Here is a 20,625-nt window from a genome sequence, read left to right on the forward strand (position 1 = left end):
GCGCCCGTGTGGGCGTGGCTATAATGCGCCGCTTTAGGGCGCCTTTAGAAACGTAGGCGAGGCAGTCAGCACAAGGCAAACAGGCGAGGACGCGCAGTTTACGGGTTGTAAATGAGCAGTCCGAGCCTGTTTTTAACGCTGTGATGACAACGCAGGTAGTTTCTAAAGGTGCCCGTCAGTGTCCGGCTCATCATGAGCGAGGCCGGTTTTAGTCGTTTCAAGGTGGACTCTTCTTTCTATGCTCAGCATCAACAACCGTATCGCCGAAGAACTGGGCGTGCGCCCGCAACAGGTCGCCGCCGCCGTACAGCTGCTGGATGAAGGCTCTACCGTGCCGTTCATCGCCCGTTACCGCAAGGAAGTCACCGGCAGCCTCGACGATACCCAACTGCGCAACCTGGAAGAGCGCCTGCGTTATCTGCGCGAACTCGATGACCGCCGGGCGAGCATCCTCGCCAGCATCGAGGAACAAGGCAAGCTGACCCCCGAGCTGACCCGCGAGATCAACCTCGCCGATACCAAGACGCGCCTCGAGGACCTCTACCTGCCGTACAAGCAGAAGCGCCGTACCAAGGGCCAGATCGCCCTGGAAGCCGGCCTCGGCGAGCTGGCCGATGCGCTGTTCAACGATCCAGACCTGACCCCGGAGAGCGAAGCGGCGCGCTTCATCGATGCCGAGAAAGGCTTCGCCGACACCAAGGCGGTGCTCGAAGGCGCCAAGTACATCCTCATGGAGCGCTTCGCCGAAGACGCCAGCCTGCTCAGTAGCCTGCGCGGCTTCCTCACCGACAACGCCACCCTGAGCGCCCGGGTGATCGCCGGCAAGGAAACCGAAGGCGCCAAGTTCCGCGACTACTTCGAGCATGACGAAAAGCTCAAGGGCGCCCCGTCACACCGGGCCCTGGCGATTTTCCGCGGTCGCAACGAGGGCATCCTCAATGCCAGCCTCAAGGTCGGCGAAGAGCTTCCCGGCACCCTGCACCCGTGCGAGGGCATGATCGCCGAGCGTTTCGGCATCGCCAACCAGGGGCGTGCCGGCGACAAGTGGCTGAGCGAGGTGGTGCGCTGGACCTGGAAGGTCAAGCTCTACACCCATCTGGAAACCGACCTGCTCGGCGAGCTGCGTGAAGGCGCGGAAACCGAGGCGATCAGCGTATTCGCCCGCAACCTGCACGACCTGCTGCTGGCCGCCCCCGCCGGCCCGCGCGCAACCCTGGGCCTCGACCCGGGCCTGCGCACCGGCTGCAAGGTGGCGGTGGTCGATGCCACCGGCAAGCTGCTCGACACCGCCACCGTCTACCCGCACGCACCGCGCAACGACTGGGACGGCACCCTCAACGTGCTGGCCAAGCTGTGCGCCAAGCATGGCGTCGACCTGATCGCCATCGGCAACGGCACCGCCAGCCGCGAGACCGACAAGCTGGCCATCGAGCTGATCAAGAAGTACCCGGGCCTGAAAATGACCAAGATCATGGTCAGCGAGGCTGGCGCCTCGGTGTATTCGGCCTCGGAGCTGGCGGCCAGGGAATTCCCCGATCTGGACGTGTCGCTGCGCGGCGCGGTAAGCATCGCCCGCCGCCTGCAGGACCCGCTGGCCGAACTGGTGAAGATCGACCCGAAATCCATCGGCGTGGGCCAGTATCAGCACGATGTGTCCCAGCTGAAGCTGGCGCGCAGCCTGGACGCGGTGGTAGAAGACTGCGTGAACGCCGTGGGCGTTGACGTCAACACAGCCTCCAGCGCCCTGCTGGCACGGATTTCCGGCCTCAACGCAACCTTGGCGCAGAACATCGTCGCCCACCGCGACGCTCACGGCGCATTCAAAACCCGTGACGCTCTGAAGAAGGTCCCGCGCCTGGGCGACAAGACCTTCGAACAGGCCGCCGGCTTCCTGCGCGTGATGAACGGCGACAACCCGCTGGATGCCTCCGCCGTGCACCCGGAAACCTACCCGCTGGTGCAGCGCATCGCCGCCGACACGGGCCGCGACATTCGCTCGCTGATCGGCGATGCGGGCTTTCTCAAGCGCCTGGATCCGAAGAAGTTCACCGACGAGACCTTTGGCCAGGTGACCGTCAGCGACATTCTCAGCGAGCTGGAAAAACCCGGTCGCGACCCGCGCCCCGAGTTCAAGACCGCCGAGTTCCAGGAAGGCGTGGAAACCCTCAAAGACCTCGAATTGGGGATGATCCTCGAAGGCGTAGTCACCAACGTGACCAACTTTGGCGCCTTCGTCGACATCGGCGTGCACCAGGACGGCCTGGTGCACATCTCGGCGCTCTCCGAGAAATTCATCAAGGACCCGCACGAGGCGGTCAAAGCCGGCGACGTGGTCAAGGTCAAGGTCATGGAAGTGGACATCCCGCGCAACCGCATCGCCCTGTCGATGCGCATGAGCGACACCCCGGGCGAGAAGGTCGAAGGCCCGCGCGGCGGTGCTCGCCAGGGCGCGGGCAAGGGCGGTCAGGCACCACGCAGCGAGCGCCACGGGGGCCAGGAAAAGCCGGCCCCGGCCAACGCTGCCATGGCCGCGCTGTTCGCCAACGCCAAGCAGCTGAGGAAGTAAGCGATGAGCGACTCCGCGGATGAAATCGGCAAGAGCAGCGCCTTCGGGCGCCTGCTCGGCCTCAGGATCGTCAAGGCCGAGGCCGGCGAAGCGATCATTGCCCTGAGCATGCACGACGGCCTGCGCAACCTGCACGGCAAGCTGCACGGCGGCGCGCTGTTCTCGCTGATCGACACCGCCATGGGCCAGGCCAGCCACAGCCTCAGCGACGGCGAGCCGAGCAGCGTGACCCTGGAGTGCAAGGTCAACTACATCCGCGGCGTCACCGAAGGTGACCTGAGCTGCCGTGCCTGGGTCATCCACGCCGGCCGCCGCACCCAGGTGATCGAAGCCGAGGTGCACCAGCACGATAAGCTGGTCGCCAAGGCCCAAGCCACCTTCGCCTGCCTCTAAGATCCTGTTCATGATCGCTAAGCGCAGATTCGTCGATTCAAGCAGCCAAGTGGCGGGAGCGGCCTTTCCCTGATCCATTGTGGGAGCGCGCCATGCGCGCGAAAAATCGCGGGCATGGCCCGCTCCCACAGGTACTTCATCAATAGCCGCTTTTGCCTTGTAGCTGCCGCTTCATGCGCATAAAGATCGTGAACAGGCTCCGAGGCCCAGATCACGCGCGGCAGAGCTTGAAAGCTGCCTGCGTGTGTCGCTAAAACGTACATCCCTTTCGCCAGACGACCAACGTCAGCAATTCGCCCCTTGTAGAGTCCAGCGTCCACCCCCATATTGGGGCGACCGCTGCGTGAAGGAATGCAATCTTGAGCGACCTGTTCTCCCGCCGTCTGGCCCTGCTCGGCGAGCACGCCAACCTGTCCCTGCTCTCCCAGTGCCTGCATGGCATTGAGCGTGAATGCCTGCGCGTCGATGAAAGCGGCCAGCTGGCGCTGAGCGGGCACCCCGCTGCGCTGGGCTCGGCGCTGATCAACGGCCAGATCACCACGGACTATTCCGAATCTCTGCTCGAGTTCATCACCGCCACGGCGGTCGACCCGGGTGACACCCTGGCAGAGCTGGATCGCATCCACCGTTTCGTGTACAGCAAGCTCGACGGCGAGTACCTGTGGAGCCCCTCGATGCCGGGCCCGCTGCCGGATGAGCAGACCATTCCGATCGCCCGTTACGGCAGCTCGCACATCGGCCAACTCAAGTACGTGTACCGCAAGGGCCTGGCCCTGCGTTACGGCAAGACCATGCAGTGCATCGCCGGCATCCACTACAACTTCTCCGTGCCGGAGCAGCTGTGGGCCGTGCTGCAGGAAGCCGAAGGCGACGGGCGCAGCGCGCGCGACTATCAGTCCTCGCGCTACATCGCGCTGATCCGCAACTTTCGCCGCTACAGCTGGCTGCTGATGTACCTGTTCGGTGCCTCGCCGGCGCTGGACAAGAACTTCATGCGCGGCGCCCCGCACCAGCTCCAGGAGCTGGACGCCGATACCCTGTACCTGCCCTACGCCACCAGCCTGCGCATGAGCGACCTGGGTTACCAGAGCGAAGCCCAGGCCGGGCTGACGCCCTGCTACAACGACCTGGCCAGCTACACCGACAGCCTGCGCCAGGCGGTTGGCACGCCTTATCCACCCTATGTGGACATCGGCACCAAGAAGGACGGCGAGTGGCTGCAGCTCAACACCAACGTGCTGCAGATCGAGAACGAGTACTACTCCAACATCCGCCCGAAACGGGTGACCTACAGTGGCGAGCGGCCGATCCAGGCGCTGATGGCCCGTGGCGTGCAGTACGTCGAGGCGCGCTGCCTGGACATCAACCCGTTCCTGCCAATGGGCATCGACCTCGCCGAGTCGCGCTTCCTCGACGCCTTCCTGCTCTACTGCGCCCTGCAGGACAGCCCACAGCTGAGCAACGGCGAATGCGGCAGCTGTTCGGATAACTTCCTCAAGGTGGTCAAGGACGGCCGCCGCCCGGGCCTGCACCTGCAGCGTCACGGCGCACCCGTGGTTCTGCAGAGCTGGGCCCACGAGCTGCTCGACGGTATCGAGGCGATCACCGAACTGCTCGACCGCAGCCAGGGCACGGACGCCCACGGCGCTGCTCTGCAGGCCCAACGCGCGAAAGTCGACGATGCCAGTCTGACGCCCTCGGCCCAGGTGCTCGCCGAACTGCAGAAGGGCGAAAGCTTCGCGGCGTTTTCCCTGCGCCAGAGCAAGCGCCACGCCGAGCATTTCCGCGGCCAGCCATTGAGCAGCGAGCGGCAGGCCGAATTCGAGCAGGCCGCACAGCGCTCACTGCAGGATCAGGCCGAACTCGAAGCCCACGAAGAAGGCGACTTCGACAGCTTCGCCGCCGCCTACCAGGCCAGCATCCTCGCCCTGGCCGTGTGAAACCGAGGCCTGGCCCGCGACGACTGCGTCACAAAAGAAACCAATGGTCATAAATCCGGGACAGGTGGCCCGGTTTGGCCAGGCGTATTTGGCTAGCATGGTTTGCAAGCCTCTTTGCGAACCCCTCTCATGAGCCACCCCGACACCAAGCAGCACTGGAGCCTGGAAAGCCTCACCAAGGCCTACCAACAGGGCTACATGGCAGGCCTTGCCGGCCATGCAGCCGAGACCCTGCCCTTCGCCAACAGCATTCCCGCCGCTGCCTGGGAAGCCGGCTGGGTCGACGGCGAAGGCCAGCGCCGGCTTAGCGCGGAAAAGCTCAATCGCACGCCGGGCAATGCTCCAGGCGCCAAGAAACGGGCCTGACGCGACGCGCGCCGATCTCCTCTCCACGCTGGCCAGCCAGCGAGCCACGGTGCAAAATAATTAACTCTCTTAACTGAAGAAGCCAAGTCATGAGCAACGTTTCCAGCCTGCCGGACACCTCGCCCGCGAACAGCGTCGCTGGCGACGCGCTGCCTGACAGCTGGCTGGACACCCTGGTGGGCTACGCGCTGCGCCGCGCCCAACTGAAGGTGTTCCAGCACTTGGTCGGTAATCTGGCCGAACACGACCTGCGCCCGGCCCAGTTCACCGCGATGGTGATCATCGACAACGAACCAGGCCTGATGCAGGCCGACCTGGCCCGCCAACTGGCCATCGAACCGCCGCAACTGGTGCCGCTGCTCAACAAGCTGGAAAGCCGCGGCCTGGCCCAGCGCGTGCGTGGCGTGCAGGACAAGCGCGCCTATGGCGTGTTCCTCACCAAGGCAGGCATCGCCCTGCTCGGCCAACTCAAGGCCATCGCCGTGGCCAGCGACGAAGCGGCCACCGCTGCCCTCGACGACGACGAGCGCAACCAACTGCTACGGTTGCTGCACAAGGTCAACGGTTAAGGCTGCTTGGGAGAGGCCGCTTGAAGGCAGAAGCAGCCACTCGTCGCTTTTGCTTTTTGATGTTTCTCCTGCACGGCGGTAGCAGACGACATCAATCGCCCCTTCAGGAGGCCGAATGGAATCGTTGTATAGGGGGACGAGCCGCATGGATGCGGCGAGGGGGCTAGGCGCCCCCGCCTGATGGGCCATGGATGGCCCTTCCAGGCCGGCCCCCGGAACGACGATGTAATGAGGGAACCCCAGCGCAGCTGGGGCCGGGTGTCGGGGCTAGACCTTTTGGTTTCTTTTGGCGGGGCCGGCTATCCGGGCAATGCCAAAAGTAACCCGCTCGTCAGAGCGGAACTGAGCGCGCAAACAATACGGTAATGCTGGCGGACTCATTATGGGAGCGGGCGGGCACGCCCAGTCCATGCCCGTGATTTTTCGCGGGCATGGCCCGCTCCCACAAATACTGCGCCGATGACCACTCCCGCCACATTCTCATCATTCCTCTACACGCCACACACCGGCGAACAGAGCACACCCGTCCAGCCAAAAAAACAGTGCCGCCGCCGCTCCGTCGACCACCGCGCAGCTGTTGCCGGTGGTTTGCACGCTGCGCTCAACCGCGCCAGCCCCCGTTCAGGTAGCTCCAGAGCGTACGCAGCACCGCGATGATCGTCATATCCTCGAAGTGGCTGCCCTGTGCGCCATTCACATTGGCCTCTCGGCGCGCAGGATCGACTCGTCACGGCCGCGGTACAAGGCCTCCACCTGCTCGGCGCGCCATTGCAGCACGGCGCGCTGGTTGATCGAACCCTTGTCGGTGATCTCGCCGCGGTCGATGGACGGCGCCTGGCTCATCAGGGCGATCCATTCCAGCCGCGTGGCATTGCCGGTGGCTGCGCGGTTCAGGCGCTGCAGCCAGTCGGCGAACCAGCCGCGTACCGGCGCGCTGGCCAGTACCTCGGCGTCGCTGGCGTCCGCCGCCAGGCCGGCCAGTTGCCGGCACTCATACAGACGCGGGAAAACCAGCAGCCCGAGGCATTCGCGATCCGGCGCGGCGACCACCACGTCCTGCACGTAGGGCGAGCCTTCCAGCACCGCGCGGTTACGCAGCGGGCCGACGCTGACGAACACCCCGGACGACAGCTTGAAGTCTTCGGCGATGCGCCCGTCGAACATCAGGCCCAGCTGCGGATCGTTCGGCTCAGCCAGCTTGAGCGCATCACCGGAGCAGTAGAAGCCGTCCTCGTCGAACACCTCGGCGGTCTGCTGCTCGGCACGCCAGTAACCGGGCATGATGTGCGGCCCGCGAAAGCGCCCTTCCAGCTTGCCGTCGACCGGCACCAGGCGCACTTCGCAGCCCGGCGCTGGCAAACCGACGTAGCCGGCCATGGACAGCGGCCCGGTGGTGAAGGTGCAGGAGGGCGATGCCTCGGTCATGCCCAGGCCGGCCATCATGCGAATGCGCTCGCCGCAATGCCGCTCGGCGATGCGGTCGAGGCGGTCCCAGACGCTCTGCGACAGCCCGGCAGCGGCGAAGAAGAACAGCTTGATGCGTGCGAAAAAGGTCTCACGCAGCGCCGCGTCCTGCTCCAGGGCGTTGACCAGTTCTTCCCAGCCCTTGGGCACCGTCAGGTAGGCGGTCGGGGAAATCTCGCCCAGATTGCGCAGGGTTTGCGCCATGCCCTGGGGCGTCGGCTTGCCGTCGTCGAGGTAGAAGGTGCCGCCGTTGTACAGCACGATGCCCAGGTTGTGGCTGCCGCCAAAGGTGTGGTTCCACGGCAACCAGTCGACCAGCACCGGCGGCTCCTCACCGAATACCGGGAAGGTCTGCAGCAGCATCTGCTGGTTGGCGCAAAGCATGCGTTGGGTGGTGACCACCGCCTTGGGCAGCTTGGTGGAGCCGGAGGTGAACAGAAACTTGGCGATGGTATCCGGGCCGGTGGCGGCGAAGGCGACTTCGGCCTCGACGCCGCCTGGCTGGGCCAGCAGGTTGGCGAAATCGATGGTGCGCCGGCCCGCCACTTCACCGTGCACGGTGATCACCGGCACATCGCTTGGCAGCACGGCGTCGATGGCGCGCTGATAGGGCGCAGCGTTGTCGACGAACACCAGCCCCGGCCGCAGCAAATCGCAGACGTGGCGCAGCTTGGCGTGGTCCTGGGAGAGCAGCGAATAGGCCGGCGATATCGGGCAGTAGGGGATGCCCGCGTACATGGCGCCGAGGGCGATCTGCAGGTGCTGCAGGCCGTTGCCGGAGAGAATCGCCAGCGGCCGCTCGGCGCTCAGGCCGAAGCCGAGCAGGCACTGGGCGATGGCTCGCACCGTATTGAGCATCTGTGCATAAGGGGTGTGCTGCCACGCGCCGCTCTCGCCGCGTGCGGCCAGAAAGGTCTGCTCGCCACGCACTTCGGCCCAATGCACCAAGCGGTCGAGCAAACGCTCGGGCAAGGGCGCCAGCGGTTCCAGCGAGCGCAGATGCAATTCGCCCTGGCGCTCGCTGACCTCGACGGCCGGGTGGCCGATGGACACCTGGCGATAACGCGGTCCGGTATTGGCGTTCACTTCGCTTCTCCACGCGGGCGACTGGCTCGCCCCTGTTGTTCTTGTTGTCACGCAGCGCCGTACCGCCTCGCCAGGGAGGCAGCCGGCACTCGCAGGATTACCGCCGTCGCCTGGTTAGATCGGGTAGTGCTGCGGGCCGTTCTGCAGGGTCACCCAGCGCAACTGAGTGAACTGCTCGATCGCCGACTTGCCGCCGAAGCTGCCGTACCCACTGGCCTTGACGCCGCCGAAGGGCATTTGCGCCTCGTCGTGAACGGTCGGCCCGTTGATGTGGCAGATGCCCGACTCGACGCGCTGCGCCAGGGCCAGCGCCCGCGTGGTATCGCGGCTGAAGATCGCCGACGACAGGCCGAACTCGGAGTCGTTGGCCAAGCGCAGCAGCTCTTCGTCGCCACTGCCGCGCAGCACCACGGCCACCGGCCCGAAGGACTCCTCGGCGTACAGGCGCATCGCCGGGGTGACGTTGTCGAGCAGGGTCGCCTGCATGATGCTGCCTTCGACCTGGCCACCGGCGACCAGCTTGGCGCCCTTGCCGACGGCGTCGTCGATCAGCGACTGGATGCGCTCGCCCGCCGAGGTGTCGACCAGCGAGCCGAGCACCGAAGCGCTGTCGGCCGGGTCACCGGCGCGCAGGCTGGCGATCTTCGTCGCCAGTTTGGCGACGAAGGCGTCGGCAACCTTGGCGTCGACCACCAGGCGCTCGGTGGACATGCAGATCTGCCCTTGGTTGAAGTAGGCGCCGAAGGCCGCGGCTTCGACGGCAGCGTCCAGGTCGGCATCGTCGAGTACCAGCAACGGCGCCTTGCCGCCCAATTCCAGCAGTGCCGGCTTGAGGTGGCGGGCCGACAGTTCGCCGACGATGCGCCCGACCTTTGTCGAGCCGGTGAAGTTGACCCGCCGCACCGCCGGGTTGGCGATCAGCCGCTCGACGATCGCCGCAGCATCGGCCGGCGCGTTGCTGATCACGTTGACCACGCCGTCACCCAGGCCGGCGTCCTGCAGCACCTGACCGATCAGCCGGTGTACGGCGGGGCTCAGCTCGGAGGCCTTGAGCACCACGGTATTGCCGCAGGCCAACGGCATGGCGATGGCGCGAGTGGCGAGAATCACCGGGGCGTTCCACGGCGCGATGCCGAGCACCACGCCGCAGGGTTGGCGCAGCGCCATGGCGAAGCTGCCGGGCACGTCGGAAGGAATCACCTCGCCATGGATCTGGGTGGTCAGCGACGCCGCCTCGCGCAGCATGTTGCTGGCCAGGTGCACGTTGAAGCCGTACCAGTTGGCCATCGCCCCGGTTTCCCCGGCAGCGGCGATGAACTCGCCAGCGCGCGCCTGCATCTCGGCTGCGGCCTTGAGCAGACGCGTGCGCCGCTCGTTGGGCGCCAGCGCGGCCCAGGCGGGAAAAGCGGCCTGTGCGGCGGCCACCGCAGCGTCGGCATCTTCCAGAGTGGCGGCGGCGACTCGCGATACCACCTCGCCGGTCACCGGGTTACGACGTTCGAAGGTGCGTTCGTCCCGGGACGGGCACGAGCGGCCACCGATCAGCAGGGGCACGTCCAGCATGGTGATTCCTCATTGTTGTCGTTGTCGGGAACGCGCGCGACCCCATGGCGGACGCCGCGCTTTACAAGGCTAGGCGATCAGCGCTTATAGGCCTGCAGGCCGGGCTTGATGCTCTTGTCGTCGAGGAACTGCTTCATGCCCTGCTCGCGACCACCCTCTTCGTCCAGCAGGCGCGACTGGTCGAGTTTGGCGTACAGATAGTCTTCGTTCTGCTCCCAGGTCAGCTCGCGGCAGCGCTTGAAGCCATGCTTGGCGGCGCGCAGCACCACCGGGTTCTTTTCCAGCAGGTTGCGCGCCAGCTCCAGGGTGGTGTCACGCAGCTGGGCCAGCGGCACGCTTTCGTTGACCAACCCCATCTCGGCGGCTTTCTTACCGTCGAAGGTCTTGCCGGTCATGATGTAGTACAGCGACTGACGGTGGCCCACGGTGTCGGCCATGGCCTTGCTGACCAGGTTGCCCGGCGGAATGCCCCAGTTGATTTCGGAAAGGCCGAAGGTGGCTTCATCGGCGCAGATCGCCAGGTCGCAGGCCACCAGCGGGCTGAAGCCGCCGCCGAAGCACCAGCCGTTGACCATGGCAATGGTCGGTTTGGCGTACATGCGCAACAGCTTCCACTGCCACTGCGAGGCTTCGCGGCGGATCTTCTCCTGGAGAATTTCCGGGCCGGCGTCCACCTCGCGGAAGTATTCCTTGAGGTCCATGCCCGCAGTCCACGACTCGCCGGCGCCGGTCAGCACCAGTACGCGGGCCTCGGCGTCCTGCTCAAGCACTTCGAGGATCTCGACCATCTCGCGATTGAGGGTCGGGCTCATGGCGTTGCGTTTTTCCGGACGGTTGAGAGTGACCCAGGCGATGCCTTCTTCGACATCGACCTTGACGGTTTGCCAGCGGCCTTCGTACTTGCTCATGGGGTGTGCTCTTGTTTTGGTTGTCGATGGACAGAAGCTAATCCTGAAAAATGGTTATGTCAATTAACCATTAATAAAAATCACCATCTGTTCGGAATCCGCATATTCGCCGCCAACGCCATCGTTCGAAGGGTGCGAAGAATCTCGGACAGTTCACACCGCCGCTTCGCTATAGCCAAAGGCTTACACGACGGCGCGCCGGTTCGCTCTGGTGACACCCCGCCGCGCGCCGTAATCTATGCCCATACCTGCAGCACAGGACGTGCTCAGGGTCATGGATGACATGACCATAGCTAGGATGGCAGCCGACAGGACGTTGGCATTGGTCAGTAAAAGCCCGCTTCGGCGGGTTTTTTATTGCCTGTGGAAAAGTGCGGCGGCTAGTGCGGCGGCGCAAGGCCACCGCAGCGTCTGTCATGTGCCCGCCTCGGTCAGTACGATGCCCAGTGGCCCGGGAACCGATCCCAGGCGGCCTGTCGACCGCAGCACCCACACCAGTGGCGCGTACCGCAGTCGGATAGGCCAGCGGCGCCAGCGCATGGAGCACCAGTTGCGCGGCGATGGTGACGAGAAGCAGACCCGCCTGCACATCGACCACACCCTGGCACTCTGGCGACGGACCGGGCGCGCGATGCCGCCTCGCGCCCGTTGTGGCTCAGGCCTGAGCGGGCGTCAGCTGCTGCGGCTTCTGCGCCGGCAGCAAGGTCAGCAACAGCACCGCCGCGGCGACGAACACCAGGGCGAACCAGGTGTAGAGCTGCAGCGGCTGCCAGCCGTCATCGAGCATGAAACCCGCCACGGTCGGCGACAGGATCGCCCCGCCACGACCGATGCCGATCGCCCAGCCCACCCCGGTGGCCCGTACCGACGCGCCATAGATCAGCGGCGACAACGCATAGAGGCCGGCGACGCAGCCGTTGGAAAACAGCCCGATCAGCAGGCCCATGCCCAGCGCCGCGGTGAACGACGAGCCCAGGCCGGTGAAGATCACCAGCAGCACGGCGGTGATCAGCATGAAGCCGGCCAGCACCCGCGCCAGGGAAAAGCGCGCCGATAACAACCCCAGCAGCGCCGCACCGAAGATGCCGCCGATGCTCAGCAGCACGCCACCAGTAACGCCCTGCTGCACCGACAACCCAGATTGGGTGAGCAGCTTGGGTGTCCAGCTCATGATGAAGTAGAAGCCGAACATCACCAGGAAGAACAGTACCCAGATCAGCAAGGTGCTGCGGCGTTGCTCAGGGTCGAACAGCCGCGCGAAGGAACCGCTGCCACCCTGCCCATCGCCCGCCAGCGACGGCAGCGCAGTCAGGCTCGGCTGGCCCAGTTTCAGGGCCAGACGATTGACCCGCACCAGCGCCTTGGCCGGCTGCTTGGAGAGCAGGAAATCCAGCGACTCGGGCAGCCACAGCAGCACCGGCACGATGGCCACGAAGGTCATCAGCCCGCCGGCTAAGAACACCGAGCGCCAGCCCCAGTGCGACAGCAGCCACACCGCCAGCAGGCCACCGAGCGTGGCGCCCAGGGCATAGCCGGTGGATTGCAGACTGACCGCCAGGCCGCGCCAGCGCTTGCTGGCGTACTCGCTGGCGATCACATTGCTGCTGGCCAGGATGCCGCCGATACCCAGCCCGGTGAAGCCGCGCAGCAGCGCCAGTTGGGTAGGCGTCTGGCTCAGTGCCGAGAGCAGCATGCCGGTGCCGGAAATCACCAGGCACAGCAGGATCAGCGGGCGCCGACCGATGCGATCGGCCCAGGGCGCGATGAACAGCGAGCCGGTAGCCATGCCAAGCAACCCGGCGCTGAGCAGCAGGCCGATTTCCGCGCCACTGAGCGACCAATCGGCGGCCACCGACGAGGCCGTGAAGGCCATCACCAGCACATCGAAGCCATCGATCATGTTGAGCACGATGCATACGCCGATGGCGATCCATTGAAAGCCGCGCATCGGCCCCTGGTCGACGACCTGCCGGAGATCGCTCATCGCGCACCTCCCGCCGCAGCCACGAAAGATAACGAGAAAGGCATGCTGCAATCGGCAGCTGACGGAGCGAGGCGAAGGTTCATCGGCGCGGATCCTGGATTGTTGTTATGGGAGAAGCCGCAGCCAAGCTTGCAGAAGTGGATCCAATATTCAATCCAGGCAACCGAAGCGACGAGCCTCTGAATACAGGCGCCCGAGGCCCGAGCCCCGTCGCTCGGGGCCTTGCTCGATCGGTGACACGGGAAGATTGCGTTCGCTGATCGGACAGTTTGTTTTGTTAACTGTTTTCCCGGACAGGCCTTGACATTAGGCTGATTAAAAACCAACCATTGGATCCAATAACTCCAACAATAACCGAGGTCGTCATGTACCCGAAAAATGCCTGGTATGTAGCCTGCACCCCCGATGAGATCGCCGAGAAGCCCCTGGGCCGGCAGATTTGCGGGGAAAAGATCGTGTTCTATCGCGGCGCCGAGGGCCAGGTAGTGGCTCTCGAGGATTTCTGCCCGCACCGCGGCGCGCCGCTGTCGCTCGGCTATGTCGAGAACGGCAACCTGATCTGCGGCTATCACGGCCTGGAGATGGGCTGCGAAGGCAAGACCGTGTCGATGCCCGGCCAACGCGTGCGCGGCTTTCCCGGCATCCGTGCATTCGCGGCGGTGGAGCGCTATGGCTTCATCTGGGTGTGGACCGGCGATCAGGCACTGGCCGATCCGGCCACCATCCATCATCTGGAATGGGCGGAAAATCCCGACTGGGCTTACGGCGGCGGGCTGTTCCACATCAATTGCGACTACCGGCTGATGGTCGACAACCTGATGGACCTGACTCATGAAACCTACGTGCATGCCTCGAGCATCGGCCAGAAGGAGATCGACGAAGCGCCGCCGATCACCCAGGTCGAAGGCGATGAGGTGATCACCAGCCGCCACATGGAAAACATCATGGCTCCGCCGTTCTGGCGCATGGCATTGCTCGGCAACGGCCTGGCCGACGATGTGCCGGTGGATCGCTGGCAGATCTGCCGCTTCAAACCGCCCAGCCACGTGATGATCGAAGTCGGTGTGGCCCACGCCGGGCACGGCGGCTACGAGGCGCCGGCCGAGGTCAAGGCGGCGAGCATCGTGGTCGATTTCATCACCCCGGAGAGCGAGACCTCGATCTGGTATTTCTGGGGCATGGCGCGCAGCTTCAAACCCGAGGACCAGGCACTGACCGACAGCATTCGCGAAGGCCAGGACAAGATTTTCAGCGAGGACCTGGAGATGCTCGAACGCCAGCAGCGCAACCTGCTCTGGCAGCCCGAGCGCGGGCTGCTCAAGCTCAACATCGACGCCGGTGGCGTGCAGTCGCGGCGCATCATCGACCGCCTGCTGGCTGAGGAGCAGGCCCTCGCCGCCCAGAAAATCGACGTCCGCCAGGTCGGCTGACCCTTGCCCGTCGCGCGCCACCCAGGTGGTGCGCGCAAGCCTTGAAGAGAGCGCCACCATGATCGACGTCATCGTCACCGCCATCGAGCCCCAGGCCCAGGACATTCTCAGCTTCGATCTGGCCCGCGCGGATGGAGAACCACTACCGGCCTTCAGCGCTGGCGCGCATATCGACGTGCACCTGCCGGATGGGCTGATTCGCCAGTATTCGCTGTGCAACCACCCCGAAGAGCGGCACCGCTATCAGATCGCCGTGCTGCGCAGCGCCGACTCGCGCGGCGGCTCCATCGCCATGCACGGCCTCGAGCAGGGCGTCAGGCTGAGCATCAGCGAACCACGCAACCTGTTTGCGCTGCAGCACGACGCCAGGCGCCACCTGCTGATGGCCGGCGGTATCGGCATCACCCCGATCCTGTGCATGGCCGAACGGCTGAGCCACATCGGCGGCGACTTCACCCTGCACTACTTCGCCCGCTCGGCGCCGCAGGCGGCGTTCGTCGAGCGCCTGCGCCAGTCACCGTTCGCCGAGCGCGTGCACCTGCATTTCGACGACGGCGAGGCGAGCAAGCGCCCGGATACCGCCGCGCTGATCGGCCCGACCCAGGCGCAGACACACCTGTACGTCTGCGGCCCGGGCGGTTTCATGGCGCATGTGCTGGACAGCGCCCGCGCGCTGGGCTGGACCAACGACAACCTGCACCGCGAGTACTTCAGCGCCGAACCGGACGACCAGCCCCAGGCGGGTTTCGAAGTGCAACTGGCCAGCAGCGGCGAAGTGCTCAAGGTGCCGGAAGGCATCAGCGTGGTGGAAGTGCTGCGCGGCATCGGCGTGGAAATTCCAGTGTCCTGCGAGCAGGGCATCTGCGGCACCTGCCTGACCCGCGTGCTGGAAGGCGAGCCGGATCACCGCGATCTGTTTCTCAGCGAAGAAGAGCAGGCCGCCAACGACCAGTTCACGCCCTGCTGTTCAAGGGCGAAAAGCGCGCGGTTGGTGTTGGATATCTGATCCCTGCCGGCAGCGATGGTGGGCTGAAGCCCACCCTACACCCACCACCACCTGTAGGGTGGGCTTCAGCCCACCAAATCGAATGCACGACACCTTCCTGAGCCGATTACCCAGCACTGAGCTGACGGGCCATCACCAGAGTCCGCTCATCGCCTTCGACCACTTCGCGGACCACGGCATAACCCAGGGCCTTGTAGAACGGCACCGCCGTCAGTGACGCCGGCACCCGCAAGCACGGCACGGCAGCGGCCTGCGCGACGTCTTCGACATGGCCCATCAGCGCCTTGCCGACCCCGCGCCCTTGCAGTTCGGGCAGCACGAACACCGACCGCACCACATCGCCGGCCAGGCTGGCGGTGGCCACCACCCGCGCGCCATCGAGCGCCACGAATACTTCACGCGAGGCCATCAGTGCACGCACACTGGCGGCGTCGAAGTTGGCGGCCACCCGCTCGATCACCTGCGGCGGATAATCCGCGGCATTGCTGAGCCGCAACGCCTGCACGATGACGTCGCTGATGGCGTCGGCATCCGCCTCGCGCGCCTGGCGGATCGCCCACTGCACCTCAGCCATCGCGCAGGATCGTCATCGCGGCTTCACCCGTTTCATCGCCATGCACCGCGCGGGCGTAACGCAGGGTGGCGTTGGCGTGTTCGCGCATGATGTTTTCCGCGCGCGCGCCTTGGCCGTTGACCAGGGCATCGTAGACGGCGTGGTGCTGCATGTGGGCGAAGCTGAAGCGCCGGTATTCGCGGGGCATGTCGTTGCCATCCACGGCCAGTGAGCTGACCGAGGCGAACGGCAGGTGATCGTTGCGCGACAGGGCCATGGCGATGGCGCTGTTGCCGCTGGCCTCGATGATCGCCTGATGAAAACGCTTGTTGAGGTCGTGATAGATCTCCAGCTCCTCCATCACCACATGACCCTTCTCGAACAGCCGATCGCCCTCCACCAGGCACGCATACAGGCGATTGCGGATCTCGTCGCTGAGGCCGCGCTCGGCGGCCTGGCGCGCGGCCAGGCCTTCCAGCACGCCGCGCACTTCCACGGCGCCGGCGATATCGTCGTCGGTCACCGCCCGCACCGTGTAGCCACGGCCCGGGGCCTTGCACAGCAGACCTTCCTGCTCGAGGGTACGAAAGGCGATGCGAATCGGCGTACGCGAGACCTGCAGCCGCTCGGCGGTAGGAATTTCAGCGATACGTTCGCCCGCCGCCAACTCACCCGAGGCGATCATCTGCCGCAAGGCAGCCAGTACCCGCTGTCCGGATTTGTACATCACGCCCTCGCCCACCTGTCGACAGGCGCCATCATAGCGCTCGCGGGCGTTGCAGTGCCCAGCCTGCCAAACCTGCGGACACGGCCTCGAACAACAGGGCCCACAGATTGAAGGTCTGCTGCGTGCCACCATCGAGCCACAGACCGGCGATACGCCCCAGCGCCAGGCTGGCGTAGAGCACCAGCAGCAAGATCAGCGCGGGCCGCGTCAGCTCGTGCCGCCACACGGCCAGGGCGACAAACACCGCCAACCCGACCGACAGGGCGCCGTAATGGGCACGCACGTCGGTGACCGAGGACGACTCCATCAGCAGCATGCCGCTGACCGCGCCCATTTCCTGGGGCCACAGAAAGTAGGCAACGCCGAAAGCAGCGAGCACGAGCAGTTGCACGACGAGAAAGATACGGGCGTAGGGCATGGCGCAATCCTCCGGGCACATGGGCTGAGCATAGGCCAGTCAGCGCTGTTGTCGGAAGGCGCTGGGCGTCTGGCCGGTGAGGCGCTTGAAGAACCGCGAGAAATACGCCGGCTCGGAGAACTGCAGGGTGTCGGCGATCTGGCTGAGGGTCATCGACGAATACACCAGCAGGCGCTTGGCCTCCAGCAACTGGCGCTGATGCACCAGGGCCTGGGCGCTCTGCCCGGCGTAGCGGCGGGTCATGCTGTTCAGGTGCGCGGTGGTGATGCCCAGGCGCCGGGCGTACCCCTCGACCGACAACTGCTCGCGAAAATGCCGCTCCACCAGACGATTGAACGCCGCCAGATGCTGTTCGCCACGGGCCGGCCGCTCGGCGGCCTGGCGCCCCAGCACCTGACGGCCAAGCCACACCGCCAGCACGCCGACCAGCGACTGCAGCAGCAGGTTGCGCGCCGGCGCGCTCTGCCCGTACTCGCTGTCGATGGCATCGAACAGATGATCCAGCTGGGCGCGATCATCGCCCACCGGATAAAGCGCCGACGTGCTGAACACCGGATGCCGGGCGCCGAGGTGCGCCTCCAGCTGCGCCACCAATGGCGCGGCCAGGGTCAGCACGTAACCGTCGACGTCATCGGAGAACTGGAAGCCGTGCACGCACAAGGGCGGCAACACCTGCAGCGCCGGATCGGCGATGCGCGACTGCACGCCTTCCACTTCGATCAGCGCCGAGCCCTGGCGCAGATACAGCAACTGCAGCAGATCGGGATGGCGGTGCGGTTCGATCACCCAGTCATGCAGGCGGCTGCGCTTGGGAATCGACTCGCAGTGCAGCAAGTCGGGCGTCGGCCACTCCAGGGCGTCGCCGTACAGCTTGAACACCGGCACGGCGATCTGCGGCTGATTCATGGCGGCTCCCGGAAAAGTGGCCGATAGGCGCACGGAGTTTATGAAAGTCCAAGTAAACGACGCGAATTTGCCTTATCCAGCGGCCAAGGCCAATCAAAAATACAAGCACGACAGTCCACACAACAATATCGAGGACGCCATGAAAACCACCGTCGCCATCATCGGGGCCGGCCCGGCCGGCCTGCTACTCGGCCAATTACTGCACAACGCCGGCATCGACACCGTGATTCTCGAACGCCAGCGCCCCGACTACGTGCTCGGTCGCATCCGCGCCGGGGTGCTCGAACAGGGCATGGTCGATCTGCTGCGCGAAGCCGGGGTCGGCGCGCGCATGGACCGCGAAGGCCTGGTGCACGATGGCTTCGAACTGGCCTTCGACGGCCGCCGCGAGCGTATCGACCTCAAAGGCCTGAGCGGCGGCAAGACGGTGATGATCTACGGCCAGACCGAGGTCACCCGTGACCTGATGGAAGCGCGCGAAGCGAGCGGCGCATTGACCCACTACGAGGTGGGCGACGTGCAGTTGCACGATCTCAAGGGCGCCGCGCCCTATGTCACCTACCAAAAGGATGGCACGGCCCATCGCCTGGACTGCGACTACATCGCGGGTTGCGACGGCTTCCATGGCGTATCGCGGCAATCGATCCCTGCCGATACCCTGAAGATCTTCGAACGGGTCTATCCGTTCGGCTGGCTCGGCGTACTGGCCGACACCCCGCCGGTGGCCGAAGAGCTGATCTATGCCAGCCACCCGCGCGGCTTCGCCCTGTGCAGCATGCGCTCGCCGACGCGCACCCGCTATTACGTGCAGGTCGGCCTCGACGAGCAGGTGCAGGACTGGCCCGACGAGCGCTTCTGGGGTGAATTGAAAGCCCGCCTGCCGGCCGATACGGCGGCCAATCTGGTCACCGGGCCGTCCATCGAGAAAAGCATCGCCCCGCTGCGCAGCTTCGTGGTCGAGCCCACGCAGTACGGCAAGCTGTTCCTGCTCGGCGACGCCGCCCATATCGTGCCGCCCACCGGCGCCAAGGGCCTCAACCTGGCCGCCAGCGACGTCAGCACCCTGTACCGCATTCTGCTCAAGGTGTACCGCGAAGGCCGCACCGAGCTACTCGAGCGCTACTCGGCGATCTGCCTGCGTCGGGTCTGGAAGGCCGAGCGCTTTTCCTGGTGGATGACCGGCCTGCTGCACAACTTCCCGGATACCGATGCCTTTACCGCGCGCATGCGCCAGACCGAGCTGGACTACTTCGTCGGCTCCGAAGCCGGGCGCACCAGCATCGCCGAGAATTACGTGGGGCTGCCCTACGAACCTGTCGAATAGGTAAACAACCGCTGGCGGCGCTATGCTCGCGGAATCTTTCCGGAGGATTCCAGCATGCGCCCACTGCTTCTTGTCGCCGGCCTGTGCGCCGGCCTCGCCCAGGCCGCCGAGCCGCTGACCATCGATGTACATCGCGATGCCAACTGCGGCTGCTGCAAGGGCTGGATCAGCCATCTGCAGGCCAACGGCTTTACCGTGAACGACCATATCGAGACCGACATGCACGCGGTCAAGGAGCGCCTCGGCGTGCCCGAGCGCCTGGGCTCCTGTCACACCGGAGTGATCGACGGCAAATTCGTCGAAGGCCATGTGCCGGCGGCCGACATCCTCAAACTGCGCGAGCGCCCCGATCTGCTCGGCATCGCCGCGCCCGGCATGCCCACCGGCTCGCCGGGCATGGAACGGGGCAATATTCGCGACGCCTATCAGGTGATTGGATTGGACGCACAAGGCGGCGAAAGCGTGGTCAGTAGTTATCCGGGCAACTGACTCGCCCCCTTTGAAAGGATATCGCCATGCGCTGGAAACGAGCTCGCCGCAGTGACAACGTCGTGGACGCCCGTGGCGGCGGTGGTGGCATGCGCTTTGGCGGCGGCCGTGGGCTGAGCCTCGGCGGCATCGCCATCGTCGTTGTGGTAGGTTTGCTGATGGGCCAGGACCCGTTGCAGATTCTCGGCCAGCTCGCCGGCCAGTCCGGCGGTTATTCGAGCAGCCAGGTGGATCGCCCGGCGGGAGACGACGAGCAGTCGGAGTTCGTGCGTGCGGTGCTGGGCGATACCGAAGACACCTGGCGCGCCATCTTCCAAGCCAACAGCCGCCAGTATCAGGACCCGACGCTGGTGCTGTTCGACGGCGGGGTGAACTCGGCCTGCGGTTTCGCCAGTTCGGCGGTCGGCCCGTTCTACTGCCCGGGCGACCGCCAGGTCTATCTGGACCTGAGCTTCTTCCGTGATCTGGAACACCGCTACGGTGCGGCCGGCGATTTCGCCCAGGCCTACGTGATCGCCCACGAAGTCGGCCACCACGTGCAGACGCTGCTTGGCGTGTCCGCCAAGGTCGATGCGGCGCGTCAGCGTGGCGAGAACCTGGAGGGCGCCAACGGCCTGCTGGTGCGCCAGGAACTGCAGGCCGATTGCCTGGCCGGCATCTGGGCGCACCATGCCCAGCGCCGCCTGGACTGGCTGGAGCCGGGCGATCTGGAAGAGGCGCTGAACGCCGCCAACGCCATCGGCGATGACCGCCTGCAGCAACAGACCCAGGGCCGGGTGGTGCCGGACTCCTTCACCCACGGCACCTCGGCGCAACGCGTTCACTGGTTCACCACCGGATTCGAAAGCGGCAAGGTGGGTGCCTGCGATACCTTTTCCAGCGCTCGTCTCTGAGGGGTCGAGCAGGCATACTTGGCCTTTTAAATGGCTGGGC

18 protein-coding genes and 1 pseudogene are annotated in these 20,625 nt (G+C 65.4%); 10 read left to right on the plus strand and 9 right to left on the minus strand.

All coding sequences use genetic code 11. The features are described 5' to 3' along the window. Positions 1-238 precede the first annotated feature (238 nt). From BVH03_RS19895 to BVH03_RS19915, 5 genes are all read left to right on the plus strand, one after another. Positions 239-2,566 carry a Tex family protein gene (locus BVH03_RS19895; protein WP_075962800.1) on the plus strand — a complete coding sequence of 776 codons (2,328 nt, stop codon included), beginning with the start codon at positions 239-241 and terminating at the stop codon, positions 2,564-2,566. Positions 2,567-2,569: 3 nt separating this feature from the next. Next, positions 2,570-2,959 (plus strand): PaaI family thioesterase, encoded by a 390-nt coding sequence (locus BVH03_RS19900; RefSeq protein WP_075962801.1) that lies wholly within the window; start codon positions 2,570-2,572, stop codon positions 2,957-2,959. A gap of 359 nt (positions 2,960-3,318) precedes the next feature. Further along, positions 3,319-4,899 carry a glutamate--cysteine ligase gene (gshA, locus tag BVH03_RS19905; RefSeq protein ID WP_075962802.1) on the plus strand — a complete coding sequence of 527 codons (1,581 nt, stop codon included), beginning with the start codon at positions 3,319-3,321 and terminating at the stop codon, positions 4,897-4,899. Between the two features lie 129 nt (positions 4,900-5,028). Further along, positions 5,029-5,265 carry a ribosome modulation factor gene (rmf, locus tag BVH03_RS19910; RefSeq protein ID WP_075962803.1) on the plus strand — a complete coding sequence of 79 codons (237 nt, stop codon included), beginning with the start codon at positions 5,029-5,031 and terminating at the stop codon, positions 5,263-5,265. Positions 5,266-5,354: 89 nt separating this feature from the next. Beyond that, positions 5,355-5,834: a MarR family winged helix-turn-helix transcriptional regulator gene (locus tag BVH03_RS19915; RefSeq protein ID WP_075962804.1), complete on the plus strand. Its 480-nt coding sequence runs from the start codon at positions 5,355-5,357 to the stop codon at positions 5,832-5,834. A 693-nt stretch (positions 5,835-6,527) separates the two neighbouring features. Here the strand turns inward: BVH03_RS19915 and BVH03_RS19920 are convergent. From BVH03_RS19920 to BVH03_RS19935, 5 genes and pseudogenes are all read right to left on the minus strand, one after another. Further along, positions 6,528-8,384, minus strand: coding sequence for a feruloyl-CoA synthase (locus BVH03_RS19920; RefSeq protein ID WP_075962805.1), 1,857 nt, complete (start codon positions 8,382-8,384; stop codon positions 6,528-6,530). A 114-nt stretch (positions 8,385-8,498) separates the two neighbouring features. Continuing rightward, positions 8,499-9,947, minus strand: coding sequence for an aldehyde dehydrogenase (locus BVH03_RS19925; protein WP_075962806.1), 1,449 nt, complete (start codon positions 9,945-9,947; stop codon positions 8,499-8,501). A gap of 77 nt (positions 9,948-10,024) precedes the next feature. Beyond that, on the minus strand, positions 10,025-10,855 hold the full coding sequence (locus BVH03_RS19930; RefSeq protein WP_013793122.1) for a p-hydroxycinnamoyl CoA hydratase/lyase: 831 nt from the start codon (positions 10,853-10,855) through the stop codon (positions 10,025-10,027). 417 nt (positions 10,856-11,272) lie between these two features. Continuing rightward, a pseudogene (locus BVH03_RS27290) lies at positions 11,273-11,426 on the minus strand (3-(3-hydroxy-phenyl)propionate transporter MhpT); the annotation flags it as partial. Positions 11,427-11,510: 84 nt separating this feature from the next. Further along, positions 11,511-12,839 carry an MFS transporter gene (locus BVH03_RS19935; protein WP_075962807.1) on the minus strand — a complete coding sequence of 443 codons (1,329 nt, stop codon included), beginning with the start codon at positions 12,837-12,839 and terminating at the stop codon, positions 11,511-11,513. Between the two features lie 365 nt (positions 12,840-13,204). Between BVH03_RS19935 and BVH03_RS19940 the strand changes: the two genes are divergently transcribed. Together BVH03_RS19940 and BVH03_RS19945 are read left to right on the plus strand one after the other, a co-directional pair. Further along, positions 13,205-14,269, plus strand: a complete 1,065-nt coding sequence (locus tag BVH03_RS19940) for an aromatic ring-hydroxylating dioxygenase subunit alpha (RefSeq protein WP_075962808.1) — start codon at positions 13,205-13,207, stop codon at positions 14,267-14,269. A 58-nt stretch (positions 14,270-14,327) separates the two neighbouring features. Continuing rightward, entirely contained in the window at positions 14,328-15,275 is a 948-nt protein-coding gene (locus BVH03_RS19945) for a PDR/VanB family oxidoreductase (protein ID WP_075962809.1), read from the plus strand. A gap of 106 nt (positions 15,276-15,381) precedes the next feature. Here the strand turns inward: BVH03_RS19945 and BVH03_RS19950 are convergent, their stop codons facing one another. From BVH03_RS19950 to BVH03_RS19965, 4 genes are read right to left on the minus strand one after another with little or no spacing between them, the layout of a single operon-like run. After that, positions 15,382-15,849 (minus strand): GNAT family N-acetyltransferase, encoded by a 468-nt coding sequence (locus BVH03_RS19950; protein WP_075962810.1) that lies wholly within the window; start codon positions 15,847-15,849, stop codon positions 15,382-15,384. Further along, entirely contained in the window at positions 15,842-16,555 is a 714-nt protein-coding gene (locus BVH03_RS19955) for a GntR family transcriptional regulator (protein WP_075962982.1), read from the minus strand. The genes BVH03_RS19950 and BVH03_RS19955 overlap by 8 nt, the downstream gene beginning before the upstream one ends. Positions 16,556-16,586: 31 nt before the next feature. After that, positions 16,587-16,973 carry a DUF4345 domain-containing protein gene (locus tag BVH03_RS19960; RefSeq protein ID WP_075962811.1) on the minus strand — a complete coding sequence of 129 codons (387 nt, stop codon included), beginning with the start codon at positions 16,971-16,973 and terminating at the stop codon, positions 16,587-16,589. Positions 16,974-17,012: 39 nt separating this feature from the next. After that, positions 17,013-17,879: a helix-turn-helix domain-containing protein gene (locus tag BVH03_RS19965; protein ID WP_075962812.1), complete on the minus strand. Its 867-nt coding sequence runs from the start codon at positions 17,877-17,879 to the stop codon at positions 17,013-17,015. Positions 17,880-18,018: 139 nt separating this feature from the next. Between BVH03_RS19965 and pobA the strand changes: the two genes are divergently transcribed. Genes pobA through BVH03_RS19980 form a run of 3 tightly spaced genes read left to right on the plus strand, consistent with a single transcriptional unit; the run spans position 18,019 to position 20,585 of the window. Beyond that, positions 18,019-19,203, plus strand: a complete 1,185-nt coding sequence (gene pobA / locus BVH03_RS19970; protein WP_075962983.1) for a 4-hydroxybenzoate 3-monooxygenase — start codon at positions 18,019-18,021, stop codon at positions 19,201-19,203. Positions 19,204-19,257: 54 nt separating this feature from the next. After that, positions 19,258-19,692 carry a DUF411 domain-containing protein gene (locus tag BVH03_RS19975; RefSeq protein WP_075962813.1) on the plus strand — a complete coding sequence of 145 codons (435 nt, stop codon included), beginning with the start codon at positions 19,258-19,260 and terminating at the stop codon, positions 19,690-19,692. A 26-nt stretch (positions 19,693-19,718) separates the two neighbouring features. Next, positions 19,719-20,585 carry a neutral zinc metallopeptidase gene (locus BVH03_RS19980; RefSeq protein WP_075962814.1) on the plus strand — a complete coding sequence of 289 codons (867 nt, stop codon included), beginning with the start codon at positions 19,719-19,721 and terminating at the stop codon, positions 20,583-20,585. The last annotated feature ends 40 nt before the right edge of the window (positions 20,586-20,625 follow it).

It is taken from the genome of Pseudomonas sp. PA15(2017), from assembly GCF_001945395.1.
Taxonomy (GTDB): Bacteria; Pseudomonadota; Gammaproteobacteria; order Pseudomonadales; family Pseudomonadaceae; genus Aquipseudomonas.